The organism is Vibrio barjaei (assembly GCF_001639065.2).
Taxonomy (GTDB): Bacteria; Pseudomonadota; Gammaproteobacteria; order Enterobacterales; family Vibrionaceae; genus Vibrio; species Vibrio barjaei.
Genome location: NZ_LQXO02000006.1, coordinates 242,212 through 261,179, shown reverse-complemented (window position 1 = coordinate 261,179; position 18,968 = coordinate 242,212). Strand labels below are relative to the sequence as shown.

Annotated in this window: 17 protein-coding genes; 5 read left to right on the top strand and 12 right to left on the bottom strand. The window is 44.4% G+C overall.

The features are described from left to right. Positions 1-17: 17 nt before the first annotated feature. Both AWH66_RS03830 and lrp read right to left on the bottom strand, forming a co-directional pair. On the bottom strand, positions 18-3,131 hold the full coding sequence (locus tag AWH66_RS03830; protein ID WP_063605640.1) for a DNA translocase FtsK 4TM domain-containing protein: 3,114 nt from the start codon (positions 3,129-3,131) through the stop codon (positions 18-20). A 161-nt stretch (positions 3,132-3,292) separates the two neighbouring features. Next, positions 3,293-3,787 carry a leucine-responsive transcriptional regulator Lrp gene (gene lrp, locus AWH66_RS03825; protein ID WP_004734558.1) on the bottom strand — a complete coding sequence of 165 codons (495 nt, stop codon included), beginning with the start codon at positions 3,785-3,787 and terminating at the stop codon, positions 3,293-3,295. 156 nt (positions 3,788-3,943) lie between these two features. On the opposite strand from lrp, the gene ald reads away from it, so the two are divergent. After that, on the top strand, positions 3,944-5,068 hold the full coding sequence (gene ald / locus AWH66_RS03820; RefSeq protein WP_063605641.1) for an alanine dehydrogenase: 1,125 nt from the start codon (positions 3,944-3,946) through the stop codon (positions 5,066-5,068). A gap of 68 nt (positions 5,069-5,136) precedes the next feature. Here the strand turns inward: ald and AWH66_RS03815 are convergent, their stop codons facing one another. Then, entirely contained in the window at positions 5,137-6,336 is a 1,200-nt protein-coding gene (locus AWH66_RS03815; RefSeq protein WP_063605642.1) for a methyltransferase, read from the bottom strand. Between the two features lie 80 nt (positions 6,337-6,416). Further along, complete coding sequence (cysB, locus tag AWH66_RS03810; protein ID WP_031496747.1) at positions 6,417-7,391, bottom strand: HTH-type transcriptional regulator CysB; 975 nt, start codon at positions 7,389-7,391, stop codon at positions 6,417-6,419. 261 nt (positions 7,392-7,652) lie between these two features. On the opposite strand from cysB, the gene AWH66_RS03805 reads away from it, so the two are divergent. Both AWH66_RS03805 and miaE read left to right on the top strand, forming a co-directional pair. Then, the gene (locus AWH66_RS03805) at positions 7,653-8,414 is read left to right on the top strand and encodes a hypothetical protein (protein WP_063605643.1); all 762 of its coding nucleotides are present in this window, start codon (positions 7,653-7,655) and stop codon (positions 8,412-8,414) included. A 63-nt stretch (positions 8,415-8,477) separates the two neighbouring features. Next, positions 8,478-9,248, top strand: a complete 771-nt coding sequence (miaE, locus tag AWH66_RS03800; protein ID WP_063605644.1) for a tRNA isopentenyl-2-thiomethyl-A-37 hydroxylase MiaE — start codon at positions 8,478-8,480, stop codon at positions 9,246-9,248. 82 nt (positions 9,249-9,330) lie between these two features. On the opposite strand, the gene pyrF is transcribed toward miaE, so the two are convergent. The 7 genes from pyrF to sohB all read right to left on the bottom strand — a co-directional run bounded on the left by pyrF (position 9,331) and on the right by sohB (position 15,995). After that, entirely contained in the window at positions 9,331-10,026 is a 696-nt protein-coding gene (gene pyrF / locus AWH66_RS03795; protein ID WP_063605645.1) for an orotidine-5'-phosphate decarboxylase, read from the bottom strand. 79 nt (positions 10,027-10,105) lie between these two features. Further along, positions 10,106-11,275, bottom strand: coding sequence for a lipopolysaccharide assembly protein LapB (lapB, locus tag AWH66_RS03790; protein ID WP_006075560.1), 1,170 nt, complete (start codon positions 11,273-11,275; stop codon positions 10,106-10,108). A 31-nt stretch (positions 11,276-11,306) separates the two neighbouring features. Then, positions 11,307-11,588 (bottom strand): LapA family protein, encoded by a 282-nt coding sequence (locus AWH66_RS03785; protein ID WP_063605646.1) that lies wholly within the window; start codon positions 11,586-11,588, stop codon positions 11,307-11,309. Between the two features lie 215 nt (positions 11,589-11,803). Next, positions 11,804-12,088: an integration host factor subunit beta gene (gene ihfB / locus AWH66_RS03780; RefSeq protein WP_063605647.1), complete on the bottom strand. Its 285-nt coding sequence runs from the start codon at positions 12,086-12,088 to the stop codon at positions 11,804-11,806. Positions 12,089-12,269: 181 nt separating this feature from the next. After that, positions 12,270-13,940, bottom strand: coding sequence for a 30S ribosomal protein S1 (gene rpsA / locus AWH66_RS03775; protein WP_063605648.1), 1,671 nt, complete (start codon positions 13,938-13,940; stop codon positions 12,270-12,272). 135 nt (positions 13,941-14,075) lie between these two features. Beyond that, positions 14,076-14,756, bottom strand: a complete 681-nt coding sequence (cmk, locus tag AWH66_RS03770; RefSeq protein WP_031496510.1) for a (d)CMP kinase — start codon at positions 14,754-14,756, stop codon at positions 14,076-14,078. 177 nt (positions 14,757-14,933) lie between these two features. Further along, positions 14,934-15,995 (bottom strand): protease SohB, encoded by a 1,062-nt coding sequence (gene sohB / locus AWH66_RS03765; RefSeq protein WP_063605649.1) that lies wholly within the window; start codon positions 15,993-15,995, stop codon positions 14,934-14,936. An 87-nt stretch (positions 15,996-16,082) separates the two neighbouring features. Between sohB and AWH66_RS03760 the strand changes: the two genes are divergently transcribed. After that, entirely contained in the window at positions 16,083-16,835 is a 753-nt protein-coding gene (locus AWH66_RS03760; protein WP_063605650.1) for a YciK family oxidoreductase, read from the top strand. 62 nt (positions 16,836-16,897) lie between these two features. Here AWH66_RS03760 and AWH66_RS03755 read toward each other — a convergent pair whose 3' ends face one another. Continuing rightward, positions 16,898-18,043 (bottom strand): patatin-like phospholipase family protein, encoded by a 1,146-nt coding sequence (locus tag AWH66_RS03755; RefSeq protein WP_063605651.1) that lies wholly within the window; start codon positions 18,041-18,043, stop codon positions 16,898-16,900. Between the two features lie 223 nt (positions 18,044-18,266). Between AWH66_RS03755 and imuA the strand changes: the two genes are divergently transcribed. After that, entirely contained in the window at positions 18,267-18,962 is a 696-nt protein-coding gene (gene imuA / locus AWH66_RS03750; RefSeq protein ID WP_063605652.1) for a translesion DNA synthesis-associated protein ImuA, read from the top strand. Positions 18,963-18,968: the final 6 nt, after the last annotated feature.

Sequence of the window (18,968 nt, the reverse complement as noted above, 5' to 3'; positions counted from 1 at the left end):
GAGCTTATCAATCATCATTAATCTTTAGGTGGCGGCGGTGCGAGCACCTCGCGATTACCGTTATGGCCTGGCGCACTAACAATACCTTGCGCCTCAAGTTGCTCTACGATACGAGCAGCACGGTTGTAGCCAATTTTAAATCGTCTTTGTACACCTGATACCGAGCCTCGACGAGACTGAACAACGTGCTCAACTACTTGGTCGAACAGCGGATCCATCTCTTCATCACCTTCCATTTTTTCACCTGGAAGTAGAGTTTCTGGTGATTGTTCACCGCTGGTAATCTCTTCAATGTAGTTAGGTTTACCACGAGCTTTCCAGTTATTCACCACCGCATGCACATCATCATCTGAGGCAAATGCACCGTGAACACGCGTGGTATGGCTTGAACCTGGTGGCAAATACAACATGTCACCCATACCTAATAGCGATTCCGCGCCGCCTTGATCGAGAATGGTTCGTGAGTCTGTTTTTGTCGATACAGTAAAGGCCACACGTGTTGGGATGTTCGCCTTAATAAGACCAGTGATAACATCAACAGAAGGTCGCTGCGTCGCAAGAATAAGGTGTACACCTGCCGCACGTGCTTTTTGCGCCAAACGAGCAATCAATTCTTCAACCTTCTTGCCAACTACCATCATCAAGTCAGCAAATTCATCGACGATAACGACGATGTAAGGCAGTTTTTCGAGTAATGGCGGCTCAGGATCCATACTGTCCCCAGCTTGCCACAGTGGATCATGAATTGGATGCCCAGCTTCAGCAGCCATCTTAAGTTTGTCGTTAAAGCCTTTAATGTTACGCACGCCTAATGCCGACATTAACTTGTAGCGACGCTCCATTTCTCCTACACACCAACGTAGTGCATTGGAGGCGTCTTTCATATCTGTCACGACTTCAGATAACAGATGAGGAATACCCTCATAGACCGATAGCTCAAGCATTTTCGGGTCGATCATAATGAAGCGAACGTCTTCTGGTGTCGCTTTATATAGCATACTCAGAATCATAACGTTCACACCGACCGACTTACCCGAACCGGTTGTACCTGCCACCAGCACGTGAGGCATCTTCGATAAGTCTGCAACGACGGCATCACCTGCGATATCTTGACCAAGCACGACTGTAGTAGGAGATTTCGCTTCAATAAACGCCTGACTGCCCACAACATCAGAGAAGAATACCGTTTGACGAGACATGTTCGGCAATTCTAGTCCAACATATGGTTTACCTGGGATAACCTCCACCACACGAACCGCCATTGCTGAAAGTGAGCGTGCTAAGTCCATCGACAGACCTGAAATACGACTTACTTTAACGCCCGGAGCGAGATCAAGCTCAAAACGGGTGATCACCGGACCAGGGAAGATATCCACCACCTCGGCTTTTATCTTGTAGTCGGCCAATTTCGATTCAACCAAACGAGCGATGTTTTCTAATGCCTCTCGGTCAATGAAATTCTCACGTTTTTCTGGATGATAAAGAAGTTCCAATGTCGGCATCGGCTCGACAGGTTTAGGAAGATTCTGCTCTTGCTGTACTAAGAACGGGTTCATCTTAGCCATTTGCGCTTTCTGGGCATCTGCGACTAAGTTTTGGAACGCAGCGGAGTCTGGGTCGACGGCTTCAGGTTCTGGCTCATTACTTTCTTGAGTCACTGAAGCGTGCAACGTTTCCTCTTGCTCGAGCGCATCAATATCGAATATAGGCTCTACATGGGTACGAGACGGTTCAACTTCAAGTTCCTCAAAATTCCCCAACTCGCTACTTGCTTTGGGCATCGACTCTGATGGAACAGCGTTAGTCGCCTCATCAACACGATTTGTGTCCACCGATACAGCTTGCGTTGTCGGCTCACTCGCTTCCCATGGCATGGTATCGATGTTGACACTCTCAACCGAAGTTTCAGCCAGAGCCGAGGTAGACGATAATGCCGCAGCTCCAATAACCGCAGAAGTTAGCGGTAAAGAAGCATCCACTTCTGGCTCACCGTTATCTTGCGCAGCAAAGTCATCACTGGAGCGCGCGGCCATCTCAAGCTCTTCGATGGTAGCACCCAATTGACGAGTTCGTTCAACCTGAGGTTCGTTGCTGGTCTCTGAATGAACCGCTGGTTCTTGTGCGGGAGCTTCAAATTCAGGCTTGACGGGCTCAATGGTCGGTGCTGCTTGATGATATTCTGGCTCTGGTTCAATCTCCGACTTAGGTATTGACATCGTCGGCTCAATACGTTGCGCGTCCGTTTCTGGTTGTTGCCAATCTGAAGAGAAGAGTGGGTCGAACTCTTCTTTATTTGAAATAGGTTGAGCTGCGACAGTATTAACTGGTTCTGGTACATGGATGTTGTATTGTTTCTTCGCAACCGGCGCAGTATCTACGTTGTCCGTTTCATACTCATTGGCTTTTGCTGAGAAGTGTGGCAGTTCGTCAGTCGACTCTTCTCGCTCAGGCTGCGATAAAACAGGCTCATACACTTCTTCCTTGGTACCACGCGCTTTATTGACGACGCTGGAAGACATAGACAACACAGAATCGCCAATCCATTCGACAATACTCAGCCATGAGACACCGGTTAGTAGCGTAAACCCAGCGCCCCAAAGAAATAACAGAACAATGGTTGTTCCTAATACGTTAAGCGTAGGTAAAGAGAGGCTCGTCAGAACATCACCAATAACACCGCCCGATGAAAAATACCAGATATCATCGAAGTTAATATCTGCAAGGCCGCAACTGGTTAAGATAAGTATAACCAAGCCGAGGATACGCGTTCCCCAGATCATCAAGTCAATTTCATCGTCTTCATCGCGATTGCGGAAAAAGACCCAGGCACTAAAAGCCACAATGAATGGTATTGGGTATGCCAAAGAACCAAAGACAAAAAATAAGGTGTCCGCCAACCACGCTCCGACAATCCCCCCTGCGTTTTGAATGTCTCCTCCCCATGAGGTCTGAGACCATGAAGGATCGGCAGGGTTAAAGGTGAATAGCGCTACAGCGAGTAGAATGGACGTAAGCACAGCCAAGATAAAGCAACACTCTCTCAGCCGTTGAAATCCGTTTAGGCGAAGCGCGTCTTGCTCTTCGCTCGTCTTGATAATCGTTTCGACTCTTTTTTTGTCCTGTTTGAACATAACCAACATCTAATTATTGAAAACAGCCCGAGCGGCAAAAGCCGCTCGGTGTATTCATTGATTTAACCACATCAAGGATTAAAACCCAATCTAGGCAGAGAATAAAGCATGGATTTTCATTACTTTAGTCAGCTTCCTGTAAGACTTACTGTAACTACAGTTTAGCGGGTTTTAATCACAAGTTGGTTGGTTTGCTTCACTTCTTCCATTACAACGTAGGTACGAGTGTCATTGACGCCCGGTAGACGAAGTAAGGTATCCCCAAGAAGCTTACGATAAGCACCCATATCCGACACCCTTGTTTTCAAAAGATAGTCGAAATCACCAGAAACTAGGTGACACTCTTGAATGTCATCCAGCTTTTGTACCGCAGTATTAAACTGCTCGAACACATCTGGCGCACCACGGTTCAATGTAATCTCTACGAAAACAAGTAGTGACGCATCTAAATATTGAGGATTAAGAAGAGCAGTATAGCCCGTAATATATCCCTGTCTCTCAAGTCGACGTACACGCTCTAGACATGGAGTGGGAGAAAGCCCCACTCGTTTAGAGAGTTCGACGTTTGAGATTCGACCATCTTTCTGCAACTCATTTAGAATGTTGCGGTCAATTCGGTCTAGTTCCTTGGACGGCTTCTTATAGTTGTCTGCCATTTTTTATTCCACCTTGTTACTTCCTTGCAAAAAAATATACTACAACTCTGTAATATTCAGTATCAAATTTTGTTTATTAGCTTCTATACTAGTACGTAATTCGACAATAACACCCTACAAACAGTTAATACAACCACAATATAATGAGGAGTCAGGATGATAATTGGCGTACCTAAGGAAATTAAAAACCACGAATACCGTGTTGGTATGGTTCCAGCAAGCGTTCGAGAGCTAATCTCAAACGGCCACGATGTTTACATTGAAACTAACGCTGGCGTTGGTATCGGTTTTTCAGACGATGATTACATCGCTGTAGGCGCATCCATTCTTCCTACCGCTGCTGACGTTTTCGCGAAAGCAGAGATGATTGTAAAGGTCAAAGAACCCCAAGCTGTCGAGCGTGCTATGTTACGCGAAGGACAAATATTATTCACTTATCTTCACCTAGCACCAGATTTTCCACAAACTGAAGAGCTAATCAAGAGCAAAGCTGTCTGCATTGCTTATGAGACTGTAACAGATAATATGGGTCGCTTGCCACTATTAGCACCAATGTCTGAAGTCGCTGGGCGAATGTCTATACAGGCTGGTGCACAAACACTCGAAAAGTCCAATGGTGGACGTGGCCTACTCCTAGGTGGCGTACCTGGTGTAGAACCAGCGAAGGTCGTCGTTGTTGGTGGTGGCGTAGTGGGTTCTAACGCTGCTCGCATGGCTGTAGGTATGCGTGCAGACGTCACAATCCTCGACCGCAATATTGATACATTACGCGTTTTGGACGAAGAATTCCAGGGTCGCGCAAAAGTCGTTTATTCTACTGAAGACGCTCTAGAGAAGCATGTTCTAGAAGCTGATCTTGTCATAGGCGCTGTTTTAGTACCTGGTGCTGCTGCACCTAAGCTAGTGACCAAAGAGCACATTGCTAAAATGAAGCCTGGTGCGGCAGTCGTTGACGTTGCTATCGACCAAGGTGGTTGTTTCGAGACATCGCACGCAACCACTCATGCGGACCCAACTTACATTGTTGATGATGTTGTTCACTACTGCGTAGCAAACATGCCTGGCGCGGTTGCACGTACATCAACCTTCGCACTGAATAACGCAACTCTGCCTTACATCATCAAATTGGCGAACAAAGGCTATCAACAAGCACTGACAGAAGACAAAGGCTTCCTAGACGGCTTAAACGTTATTCACGGTAAAGTGACTTGTAAAGAAGTAGCAGAGAGCTTCAACCTAGAATACGTCGAGCCAGCAACTGCTATTGCGATGTTTAACTAATCGCAAATCTATTTTGAAGGTTATGTTCTAAACCTCAAAAAGTTAAAAACGGGCGTCATGCCCGTTTTTTAATCCGCTCTCTTCGCGTGGATCAGAATATTTCTTGGCGTCACACTAGTCTCACAGAATGTACTAAGTCCCACATTATACCCTTGCTCTTGCAAATATAAGGCTTTGTCCAAAGCTAGCCACACTTCCAATGGTCGCCTGAAAACGCCTTGTACTACGCTTAATGCTTCCATTTGCCAATATCGTCGGTGACCCATTTGTTCAAAATGGCCAAAATCAACATCAGGTAAGTCGAGTTGCTTATTATGAGCCGCCCATTCGCACAATGCTTTAAAACCACTAGATAGCTGCGATTTTTTTATACTCGGTATAGGTAAGTAGCCTTCAGTTAACTTATGACTCTGGCATAAAGCATCAAAGCCTAAACGAAACACCATCTCTTGTTCACGATGACGACGAACACGCTCTCCTCCTGTCACGGTTTCTTGAAGTGGAATTCGCAACTCATGTTTACTTAGTGACAGTTTTGCGGCCTTCCCTTCTTTGGACAATGGCGAGTAATTCTCTCCTTGGATAAGGTGATAACAACACGGTGATATCGTCAATGCGGATAAATGTTGCTCTACGGCATGTTTAATAAGAGTAACGTGTAGATCGCCACATGCATGAAGCGCAACAGCATGTTGAGTTGGCTTAAAGACCAATTTAGATTGCGGAGAAAATGCATCGCCTTGAACAAACCGCATGGGTAACGTGCGTTTATCTGCTTCTTCCTGCCCTGCTTTGCAAAGTGCTGATTGAAACTCAAAGCTTGTAACGGACTGCTTTGACTCTGAAGCTAATAGCCGGCCTAAAAATCCTTTCCCTGAGCACCACTCTAGCCATTCATTGCCAGCATGATCATTCAAACACGCCATTGTCATCTGCTTTATTTGTTCTAGTTTACGACCGGGAATTCCTGCATCGATACCTCTTGGCAACACTAGCTCTTCCGTCGAGTGCATTGAGCTGAGCTCAATTGCGGTATGAGCAGTTCTAACATCGGAAATATACGGCTCTAGCGCTTCAATGGCGTACTGAGTCGATGATTTGAGTTCCAGTATCTCTTGTGGGGACAGCGTTTGGATCCACTCAAACAATTGAGGCGCTGACTCGTGCCATAATACTCGCCCAGAGATCACTTGATGAAAAGGATCATGGCGCCAATAGTTTTGATGACGAAGAAGAAATGAAGTGATGTCTGCAAACGACTGATGCATTTGCGTCCCCCTATTCCCGGTGCAATACGTTAATCGCACCGATTGTAGGAGGAAGTGTTCAACAACGAAAGGAGTTTATGCTATCGAACGGGTAAGTCGATATCTTTAAACATCTCTTCAATCTCCACATTGGACTTGAGAGAGATGGCTTGTTCAACAACTGGGCGAGTCAAATGAGGAGCAAAACGCTCCATGAAATCATACATATACGAACGCAGGAACGTGCCTTTTCTAAAGCCAATACTGGTGGTACTAGCACCAAATATATGGCTTGCATCAATGGCGACAAGATCGGTGTCTTGCGATTCATCCATAGCCATACTAGCAATCACGCCTACACCAATCCCCATTCTTACATAGGTTTTGATGACATCAGCATCAGTTGCAGTAAAGACTACTTTAGGCGTCAACCCTACCTTGTTAAAAGCAGTATCAAGCTCTGAACGACCCGTAAAGCCAAATACATACGTCACCAACGAATACGCAGCTAAATCTTCAATGGTGATCTGTTGTTTCAGTGCCAAAGGATGGTCTTTGGGTACCACGATAGAGCGATTCCAGTGGTAGCAAGGCAACATGATGGCGTCTTGATAGAGATGCAATGCTTCTGTCGCGATAGCAAAGTTAGCGGTACCTTTGGCAATCGCCTCTGACATTTGTGACGGTGTACCTTGGTGCATGTGCAGAGACACTTTAGGATAACGAGCCGTAAATCCTTTAATGACTTCAGGAAGCGCATAACGAGCTTGCGTATGGGTAGTCGAGATATTAAGCGTTCCCATTTCAGGGTGAGTATGCTCACCGGCGACCGCTTTAATACTCTCAACTCGAGAAAGAATTTCTTGAGAGATACGAATGATGTCTTCACCAGCCGTAGTGACTTGCGTAAGATGTTTGCCGCTGCGCTCAAAAATCTGAATACCCAACTCGTCTTCTAGCAAGCGAACCTGCTTGCTAATACCAGGTTGAGAGGTATAAAGACTCTCTGCCGTGGCAGACACATTCAGGTTATGGTTCACTACTTCGACAATGTATTTTAACTGCTGTAACTTCATCGGTTTCTCATCATCCCTGTTGATATTGCATTGAGCCCATCACAACTCAAAACAAGCATATAATTATTAGTTATAACGAATTACTAGAAAGATTAACAGTTTTTTTGACTACAAAATGCTCATTTGCATTTTTGCTGGATGAAAAGCTATCGAATTCCTTGCTTTATGACCGAATCGACAACTTAGCAGTGTTGATGCTTTTGTCTTTGGTGTATCCTGTTTATCGAATTGTAGGGAAACTCATTGTAGATACAAAACGTTATGAATATTGGTTTAATCATCGCACTGGTTGCACTGTTGCTTGTCCTGATCCTTGGGTACAACATCATGCTGCAATACAAATTAAAAGCGGAAGCGACACGACGTCAAGAATCCGCTCGCTATGTAGCCTTAATTGATGCTACTGAAGAACTGATAAGCGGTGCTAGTTACCTCCCTTACAGCAAAGAATTGATGCTTTGCCTTCATAATCGCATTCTCGATGCTCTAATGAACATGCATGAGCTCGATCCTAAGAATAAACACCTTGTCCAAAGAGTTGAGTCTGCCAAAGGTCAAGTTCAGCAGATTCAAGACAGTTATGAAGGCAACGACGCTACATCGTTTAAAGTACCAACGAGCGATAAGCAAGCCATTATCATGCTTAAACTGGTTAAGCGCCTACGAGACACTGTTCGCACTGAACACAATAAAGGCCGGATGGATACTCAGTCGTATATGGTAGAGAACGCTCGACTCGAAACCATTCAAATTCGAATCAATATCGAAAATGTGGTTAAACGCGCTCACGAATCTATCGCAAAAGGCCAACCAGGCACCGCCGCTCAGCTGCTTAAAAAAGGCATTGATGCGCTAAGCACAAAAAATGACAACTACTCGATGCAAGCCAAACAAAAGCTGTCTGAAATGCTAGAGCAACTTCAAAATAGCCGACAAGCTAAAGCAGAAGAAAAACAACAACAAACCAACAGAGAGCGTGATGACGACATCAACGCACTGTTTGGTGAAAAGAAAAAATGGTAATCTTTACCGGTTCAAAAAAGGTCGCTTTGGCGGCCTTTTTCAATTAGCTCAACGAAAAATATTATGATTACTTCATCTCAAATAGACGCGATTCTTGCCCCGATTAATCAGTTTCTACAATGCTCAACGCCTAACGAGTGGGTTGAAGAAGCAAAAAAGCCCGACAACCTGCCTACCATACTTATCGACCACTTATTGTGTGAGTTGAAAGCTGGTCAGTCGGCGATGTTCCTGATTCGCAAATACGCGGTAGATAAGCAAAGCGCGACTGTGTTGTTTGATTGGTTTAAGCCTTATGAAGAGTTTGCATATCGCCGTATTGGTAATATGGAAACACTGCGTGGTAAGAGCAATATTTCTAAGTCCATTATCGCCAAGTCCGATTCACCTTATAGCCAAGACTTAATTGATAAAATGGTGCTACTGATTAAGGAAGAGCTGCATCACTTCTATCAGGTATTGGAAATAATGGAACAGCGTGGTATCGCCTATGAACCAATACCCGCAAGCCGATATGCAAAAGGGTTATTGTCAAAAATGGCGACTTATGAGCCAAATACCCTAGTAGATAAGCTTATTATTGGTGCCTATATCGAAGCTCGCTCGTGCGAACGTTTTGCTAAGTTGGCGCCTCACATGGACGACGATATTGCAAAATTCTACATATCACTATTGCGATCGGAAGCACGCCACTATCAAGACTACTTAACGTTGGCTGAGCAGGTGGCCGGCGAGGATATCAGTGAACGAGTAGCTTACTTTGGTAAGATCGAGGCGGAGCTGATTTCATCTCCAGATAATGACTTTAAGTTCCATAGTGGAATACCCGCTTAAGCCTATTTAGCAAGCTGCATAAAAAAGAGCCAACATCTTATCGATATTGGCTCTTTTCTTTTTAATGGCTTAGCAATTTGGTTTAACGCAAAGACGCATTTATGTCTGCTAGAACCTGAGCTGGGTTTTCTGCTTGAGTAATTGGGCGACCAATCACAAGATAATCAGAGCCCGCCTGAATCGCCATATCTGGTGTCATGATACGTTTTTGGTCACCAACTGCAGCACCTGCTGGACGAATACCTGGAGTAACGAGTTTAAACTCTTTGCCAAGTTGTGCTTTTAGCATGCTAGACTCTTGAGCAGAACAAACCACCCCATCCAAACCAGCATCTTTGGTTAAGTTAGCCAAACGAAGAACGTGCTCCTGAGGCGCAACATTAATACCAATACCTGCGAGATCTGACTGCTCCATGCTCGTCAGTACAGTTACACCAATAAGCAGTGGTCGGTCTTTACCATAGGGTTCTAGAATCTCGCGAGATGCCGCCATCATGCGCTCACCACCGCCAGCATGGACGTTCACCATCCAAACGCCCAACTCTGCTGCAGCTCGTACTGCTTTCGAGCAAGTATTAGGAATGTCATGAAACTTAAGATCTAGAAATACAGAGAAGCCTCGTTTATGAAGCTCTCGAACGAACTCAGGACCAAATAGTGTGAACATCTCTTTGCCCACTTTTAGTCGGCAAGAGCTTGGGTCAATTCTATCGACAAAAGCTAATGCATCGGCTTGGTTATCATAGTCCAGTGCAACAATCACTTTTTGGTCAATCATTTTCGCTCCTCGTTGAAAGTTGAGTTTTACTCAAAAAAAGCAGCACATAAGTGCTGCATTGAAAATTCTGTGTCGGAGGCTACTCGCCATCCAGTCCTCGTATAGGCTTGATCGTACCCCATCCTTTACATGAAGGACAATGCCAATATAACGAATGCGTTGAAAAGCCACATTTACGGCATCGATAGTGCGGCTTGGTTTTTAGTTGCTCGCCCACCAGCGATTGCAAGGTCGTTAAACTCTCCTTCGCTCGGCCCTCTTCCGCATTTGCAAGATGGTAGTCCATTAGACGGTAGAAACCTTTCATGGTCGGACTGCGAACCAACTGCCGAGTCAACAACGCCTGCGCTGCCTCCGTTCCTTCGTGGTTTGCAACGAGCTGCGCTAACATCAGCTCAGCAGAAACACCGGCACCTTTTTCAATACTGGCTCTTAGGAATTCAACCAGGCCCTGTTCTTGGCCTAAATGGTGATAACACTCAGCCAAGGTGGGGAGAACTTCACTGATAAAGTCTTTATCTTGTTCTAGCACTGATTCAAGGTAGGACACGGTTTTAGCATAATCTTCATCTTCCAGATAAAGTTTGCCTAATGAAATGCTGGCACGAGCACACCTAGGGTCAACAGCAAGGGCCTTTTTAAAGTTTTGGATCGCCTTATTGGTATTACCATCGGCTTTTTCGATCATAGCCAACTCACACCAAAAATGAGCGATGCTGTTCTTCACTCGCTTCTTGCCCATCTTTTGTAATGCTGTGGCGTACTCAATCGCTTTATGCCACTCACTTGTCTGCTGATAGATTGCCAGCAGTTGCGTTAGAGCAGCTTCACGATGTTCAGGTTCATCAACCAATTGAACGAAGATCTTTTCTGCACGGTCAAGAAAACCTGACACCATATAGTCTTTGGCAAGCTGTTGCAGAGCGAGGTTTTTCTGATCGATGGTTAACCCGGAACGGGAGATAAGGTTTTGGTGAATTCGAATGGCTCGGTCTACTTCTCCGCGTGAACGAAATAAGTTACCCAAAGCTAGGTGAGTATCAATAGTCTCATTATCGACTTGTAGCAGTTCGATAAAGTGATCAACCGCTTTATCCGATTGATCAGAAAGCAATAGGTTAAGGCCCGTCATATATTGACGAGATATCTGATGCGATTGCTCCTGTCGATCATGCTTCACGCTGCGCTGTCCCATGTACCAACCATAGGCTGCAGCTATCGGAAGAAGCAGGAATAATAGCTCAAGCATTTAGTAAATAGACCTTAACCCTTTTGTTTGATTAGCTATTCGCGCTAACCACTTCTTTAGATTCTGATGGTTTCTGTTTCGCTAACTGTTTTTTCAACTTGCGTACCGTCAATTGAGACTTGAGGTGCAAGCTACCGAAAATAACCCAAGAGATAACAAAACCTACGACAAACACACTCCCCAGCAAGGTCGATAGATGGAAATCACCTTGGGCCAGCAAGTAATTAAAAGTCACCACTTCTTGGTTCTGTGAGCCAAGAGCTAAGGTCACTAAAAAAAGTACTATCAGTAAAACTATTTTTATAATCTTCATGCGTTTTTACCACAGTTATTGGATAGCTACGATTATGCAGGAAATTGGATTCACACACCATGCTCTCTAACAATAATCTTGTTAATCGTGACCAAAATTAGAGTATCTAGACTACTCTGTGCGCATTTGTAATGATAATTAAGCGAACACACTCATTTGAACATAAAACAAAACGGCACACTAATAAGTATGCCGTTTTATCGATTAACGAGTATTTATAGACTGTCGTTTACGCGTTCGCGTAGTTCTTTACCTGGTTTGAAGTGCGGAACGTATTTGCCTTCAAGTTCCACTTTATCACCCGTCTTAGGGTTACGGCCGACACGTGGCTCACGGTAGTGAAGGGAAAAGCTACCAAAACCGCGGATTTCAATACGGTCACCACTTTCTAACGTATTGGCCATATGTTCTAGAATATCTTTTACCGCATCTTCAATTTCCTTTGCGGACAAATGAGTTTGCTCCGCACAGAGTCTTTCTATCAGTTCAGACTTAGTCATAGGTAGGTACCCTCGTTACTCTTTATCTTTAGTGTTTTTATATTCAGTGAATAGTGGTCTATTTGTCATTTTACAACAACAGTGTACTAACTGCCTGTATAAATTGATAATAGTCTATATTTTGAAAAGATAAAAACAAAAAAAAGGAGCCTTACGGCTCCTTTTTCACTAATGGCGTAAATTATTCGCCTTTAGCAGCTTTGAATGCATCAGCCATAGCATTACCGAACGCGCCTTCTTCTTGCTTGTTCAGTGAAGCCATTGCTTCTTGCTCGTCAGCTTCATCTTTAGCTTTGATAGATAGGTTGATTACGCGGTTCTTACGGTCAACACCTGTGAACTTCGCTTCAACGCTGTCGCCAACGCTTAGGATTAGAGACGCATCTTCGATACGGTCACGTGATACTTCAGAAGCGCGGATGTAACCTTCTACACCTTCTTCTAGCTCGATAGTAGCACCTTTAGCATCAACTGCAGTAACAGTACCGTTTACTAGAGTACCTTTCTTAGTGTCTGCAACGTAAGCATTGAATGGGTCATTTTCCATTTGCTTAACGCCTAGAGAGATACGCTCACGCTCAGCGTCTACTGCTAGAACAACTGCAGAGATCTCGTCACCTTTCTTGTACTCACGAACTGCTTCTTCACCAGCAACATTCCAAGAAATGTCAGATAGGTGAACTAGACCGTCGATGCCGCCTTCTAGACCGATGAAGATACCAAAGTCAGTGATAGACTTGATCTTACCAGTAACTTTGTCGCCCTTAGCTTGCATTTCAGCGAATGACTGCCATGGGTTAGCTTTACACTGTTTCAGACCTAGAGAGATACGACGACGTTCTTCGTCGATATCAAGAACCATAACCTCAACTTCGTCGCCAACATTAACAACTTTAGATGGGTGGATGTTCTTGTTAGTCCAATCCATTTCTGAAACGTGTACTAGACCTTCAACGCCTTCTTCGATTTCAACGAAGCAGCCGTAGTCAGTTAGGTTAGTAACACGACCAGTTAGCTTGTGACCTTCTGGGTAACGCTTAGCGATTGCTACCCATGGATCTTCGCCTAGTTGCTTAAGACCTAGTGATACGCGAGTACGCTCACGGTCGAACTTAAGAACTTTAACTAGGATCTCGTCACCAACGTTAACGATCTCAGATGGGTGCTTAACACGCTTCCACGCCATATCAGTGATGTGTAGAAGACCGTCAACACCGCCAAGGTCAACGAATGCACCGTAGTCAGTAAGGTTCTTAACGATACCTTTAACTTCAGTACCTTCTTGTAGAGTCTCAAGAAGTTCGTCACGCTCAACGCTGTTTTCAGATTCGATAACAGCACGACGAGAAACAACAACGTTGTTACGCTTCTGGTCTAGCTTGATAACTTTGAACTCTAGCTCTTTGTTTTCTAGGTGAGCAGTGTCACGGATTGGACGCACGTCAACAAGAGAACCAGGAAGGAAAGCACGGATACCGTTTAGTTCAACAGTGAAACCGCCTTTAACTTTACCGTTGATGATACCAACAACAGTTTCAGCTTCTTCGTAAGCTTTCTCAAGAACGATCCAAGCTTCGTGACGCTTCGCTTTCTCACGAGAAAGTTGAGTTTCACCGAAACCGTCTTCAACAGCGTCTAGAGCTACGTCTACTTCAGCACCAACTTCAACTTCAAGTTCGCCAGCAGCGTTCTTGAACTGTTCAGCAGGGATAGCAGACTCAGACTTAAGGCCAGCGTCAACAAGAACGAAACCGTTCTCGATAGCTACTACAGTACCTTTAACGATACTACCTTGTTGGAATTCTGTTTCGTTTAGAAACTCTTCAAAGAGTTGAGCAAAAGATTCAGTCATTATTTAATCTTCAATAAGTAAACGTCCATGGGCATCCTACCGCATGGGGTTGATAATTTAGTCGGTCATCATCCTTGCGACCAACGGCTCAAAGCTCACCAAGCTCTTTCTACTAAAAGCAGTGCCTGATAGAGGCTACTTAGTGAGTTTAGATTCGATATATTGTAGCGCTTTTTCCAACACTTGCTCGATGTTTAGCGAAGTTGAATCTAGCACTAGAGCGTCATCAGCCGGACGAAGAGGTGCAACCGCACGGTTACGATCTCGGTAGTCTCGTTCTTCGATCTCGCTCAAAAGGTCGTCAAATCTAACATCTAAACCCTTTAGTTGCAACTGCTTAAAACGCCTTTGCGCTCTTTCTTCTGCACTGGCATCTAGAAAGATTTTTACTGGTGCTTCAGGGAAAACAACGGTTCCCATATCACGACCATCGGCAACCAAACCAGGCTCGACATTAAATGCTCGCTGACGACGTAGCAGTGCTTCTCTTACCCGAGGCAGCGCTGCGATTTTTGATGCCGCATTGCCAGTTTCTTCTTTACGAAGTTCACCTGACACATCTTCACCTTCAAGGATCACTTTAACCAGTTCTCCTTCAGCGACAAACTGCACATCTAGGTGCATCGCCAATGGGACTAGCGCGTCTTCAGACTCAAGATCCACGCCATGATGAATTGCAGCTAACGCTAAAACGCGGTAAATCGCCCCAGAATCCAGTAAGTGATAGCCTAATTTCTCAGCTAGCAACATACACAGTGTGCCTTTGCCAGCACCACTTGGTCCATCCACAGTAATCACTGGTGTGTTTGAGGACATGTTTTACTCCACGTTATCTTTTCACAAGCTCGACTTTGAAGGTCCAACTCATTTTTGTTCTTAATTTTACGGCGCAGAATTATATACCCAATAGCCTCAAGATGCCATTTTCTTTACCTTCAAACATAAAAAAGCGCCAACAAATAACCTTGTTGGCGCTGTATTCACTTAATGTGTTTATACGATTGGTTTTTGGCCGCGGCTAATCAGTTTTAGTAGCACGTTATCGGCAGCCTCACCAGCTACGCCCGCCAGCTTATCGGTGATCTTTTTCTTTTGAACATAGTGGATAGACAGCACAGTTTTATCCTTACACGCTTCGATAACAATATCATCCGATGCTTTAATTTCATCCACCAGCCCTAGCTCTTTAGCTTGAGTACCAAACCAGTGCTCACCCGTCGCAACTTTGTCTAAGTCAAGATCCGGACGGTGTTCGCGAATAAAGTCTTTAAACAAACCGTGGGTTTCTTCAAGTTCTTGTTTGAACTTGTCACGAGCTTTATCCGTGTTTTCGCCAAACATTGTCAGCGTGCGCTTGTACTCACCCGCTGTAAGCTGTTCAAATTCGATATCATTTTTCTTCAATAACTTATTGAAGTTTGGTAATTGTGCAATCACACCGATTGAACCAACAACAGCAAATGGCGCTGAGACAATCTTGTCAGCAATACACGCCATCATATAACCACCACTTGCTGCGACTTTGTCTACAGCGATAGTCAAAGGTAATTTCGCCGCTTTAATACGGTCAAGTTGTGAAGAAGCCAAACCATACGCATGAACCATACCGCCACCGGATTCAAGGCGTACTAGTACTTCATCGCCATCACGCGCTACAGCCAGAATCGCGCTCACTTCTTCACGTAGCGATGCCACTTCTTTCGCATCAATGCTGCCATTAAAGTCGAGAACAAATAGGTGTGGTTCTCGCTTGCTATCAAGCTCGCCATCTTTTGACGCTTTTTTGATCTCTTTCTCGCGCTGCTTGGTTTTTTCTTTTTCCGCTTTCTTTTCTGCTTTATCACGAGCTTTGATGAACGCGTCATCGTGTAAGTGGTGTTCTAACTGCTCCACCGTTTGTTTACGTTGTTCCGTTAGGTTAGTGATTTCAAGTTCGCCTTTTGCGCCACCAGAGCGTCCACCAACTGACTTAGCAATAACCAACAATGCAACTATCGCTACGACAACAGTCACGATCTTGGCTAAAAATAATCCGTAGTCTAATAAAAATTCCAATGTGTTAATCCCCTGTACGACGAATTAGTGTATTGTAACCATCTTGTCACGATTACCAAGAATTATTCAAAACTAAGGAAGTGTTCAGTGGAATATTCAACCGCTCCTGAGGCGCTAAAAGGTAAAGTTATTCTAGTCACAGGCGCTGGTGCCGGCATTGGTCGCCAAGCTGCTTTGAGTTATGCCGAACATGGCGCAACAGTCATTTTATTGGGTCGTAACGTTAAGAATTTAGAGTACCTCTACGACGAAATTGAGAATGCAGGCTACCCACAACCCGCTATCATCCCTTTAGATCTAAAGGGTGCGACGAAGCAGAATTACATCGATATGGCGGAAACGATTGAAGGACAGTTTGGAAAACTCGACGGCATTCTCCACAACGCCAGCGTCTTGGGCACATTAAGCCCTTTCGATCAAATTGACGAAGAGACCTTCAACGACGTGATGCAAATTAACGTCAAATCTGAGTTTCTGATGACGCAAGCCTTGCTACCTGCACTGAAAAAAGCCGAGGCAGGACGAGTAATCTTCACTTCCTCTACCGTTGGCCATTCAGGTCGTGCTTTCTGGGGCACTTATGCGATTTCTAAGTTCGCAACAGAAGGCATGATGCAAATTTTAGCGGATGAACTTAGTGATACTGAAATTCGAGTCAATGCCATCAATCCTGGTGCTACACGTACTCGTATGCGTGAAAAAGCGTATCCAGGAGAAGATGCCAATACGCTAAAAACACCAAAAGATATTATGCCATTGTATCTACACCTGATGGATCCTAGTGTCACCGACGTTAATGGTCAGTGCATTGACGCTCAGCCAAAGCGAGTGGTTAGCTAATATTTTTCCAGGAATCCGTCATTCTCAGTAGATCTGAGAATGACGGGTATTCACCATTTGCATCAGCGACTCACATTATGATGCTCAGACAGAAACTCTCCTGCCATTGCAAAACCATGCTCATAATCTTCCATTATTTGGTCTTTCTGGCTCAGCAACCCTTTTGACGATAATTCATGTTTCGGTTGAATGTGCCATAGGTTTACATCCTCCGGTGGTGATAACAGAAACTGCTCCACTTCCGCATGGTTAGCATAGTGAGACACCAACATATCCAAATGACTTGTACCGCTACGACTGAAAGGTACACGCTTGTTTTGAATGTCGATCAGTCGACTAAGCTTTTCTTTGTCTTGAATCCAATTGGATAACTTAAGTTTTTCGGCCGCTTTGAGTTTGTTCTGCTCTCGGTAAGATTCCAAGCGAGGTCCTGTTAACCGTTGATAATCCGCTTTAATGCTCTCTAATTTTTCGGAAAAGTTCTTATGAAACTCTGACAACTTTTCCTTAGTACCAGAGATTTTTAAGTGGTTGATGTGAGTATCTAACCCAGCTTCAAGTTCTTTCTTCCACTTCTCTAGTGAATCTTTTACTGACGCAGTCACCGCATGTTGCTGTTTCGGCTGCGGAATGGTACTGATGACCACCATGTTGTTTATCCCGCGACGATAAGACTCTTCTACTGGGATAGTCGCAGAGACACCACCATCGATCCATTTTTTACCATCAAATTCAATGTCATGATAATAGAGCATTGGAATGGCGCAGGTCGCTCTTAGTACATCAAACCAATTCTCCGCAAAAATCGGATAGTAGTAATCTTTAAGCTCTTCGACATCGGTAATACAAGCGAGTGCGACTCTATCCTCACCAAGGTACTGCTCACCCTTAGCGAGATCCAAAGGAAACTCACCACTGTTTACAAACTCAAACGCCCAGTCCAAATCCATTGGCTGCTGTTTTTGTAAGAACTTATTGAAGTCAAAAAATCGGTCTCGAGTGGTGTAATTCATAATAAAATCTAGCCCTAGACCACGTTGCTTAGTGACAAAAGAAGAGACATTCAATGCCCCTGCCGATGTGCCAATATAGAGTGAGAATGGGTCAAAATTCACATCGATAAATTTATCAAGTACACCTGCAGCAAACGCCCCTTTTTGGCCGCCTCCTTGTACAATCAACGAGTATTTTTGATTTTGTTTGAACACGACCACTTCTCCTATCCGAACCGACGATGGTGCAATCTTCCTTTGAGATTAAAATATTTGCTCTAGTCTGAACACTGCTTTTTTGCTGTTTTTTGTTACCACTAAATTCGGCTAATGCTTTGTTTATGTTAACTGTCTCCTAATATTCGTGTACCTCGTGATTATACAAGGCTTGCAGCCGTTAAGAATTATTATATACTGTACATATATACAGGTATTTATTATGCATGAATTGATTAGCGAATTACAAAGTAAACAATTGATTTGGAAAGGCGCAAGAGCCGAGTCTTTCAGTGAATGTCATTCAACAGGATTTGCTGAATTAGATCGTCGTTTAGGTGGAGGCTTCCCAACTTCTGGGGTTATCGATATTCAATCACCCCTTGGTATCGGTGAACTGAGACTATTGATGCCCTACGCACAAGCACAAACAACAGAACGACTTCTGGTGTTCATCAACCCACCTGGTTATCTATGTGCGGAATACCTATACGCTCAAGGAATTGATCCTGCCAAGATCTTGCTGATTTACCCTGAGTCTGGAAAACACGCACTCTGGGCAGCAGAGCAATGCTTAAAGAGTGGCGCATGTTGTGGTGTCTGTTTATGGCAAGAAGGACTCGAAATCCATCAAGCAAAGCGCTTACAAGTAGCTAGTGAAGTCGGACACTGCTTACAGTTCTTATTTAAGCCAGCCTTGTCCGGTGCCGCATCACAGGTGTTTTCACTGCCCGTCTCCTTGAGTTTGAATTTGACTCCTCATGAAACAGGGCTTTCCATCTCTATCACTAAACGTAAAGGCGGCTTTGTTCGAGACAGTTTTGTTATTGATATGAGCACTTATTGGCCTGAGTTAACACTTTCTACAAAACCTCATACTTCTACCGTGATTCCTTTCCCAATGCAGCAACAAGGATAAGTGGAA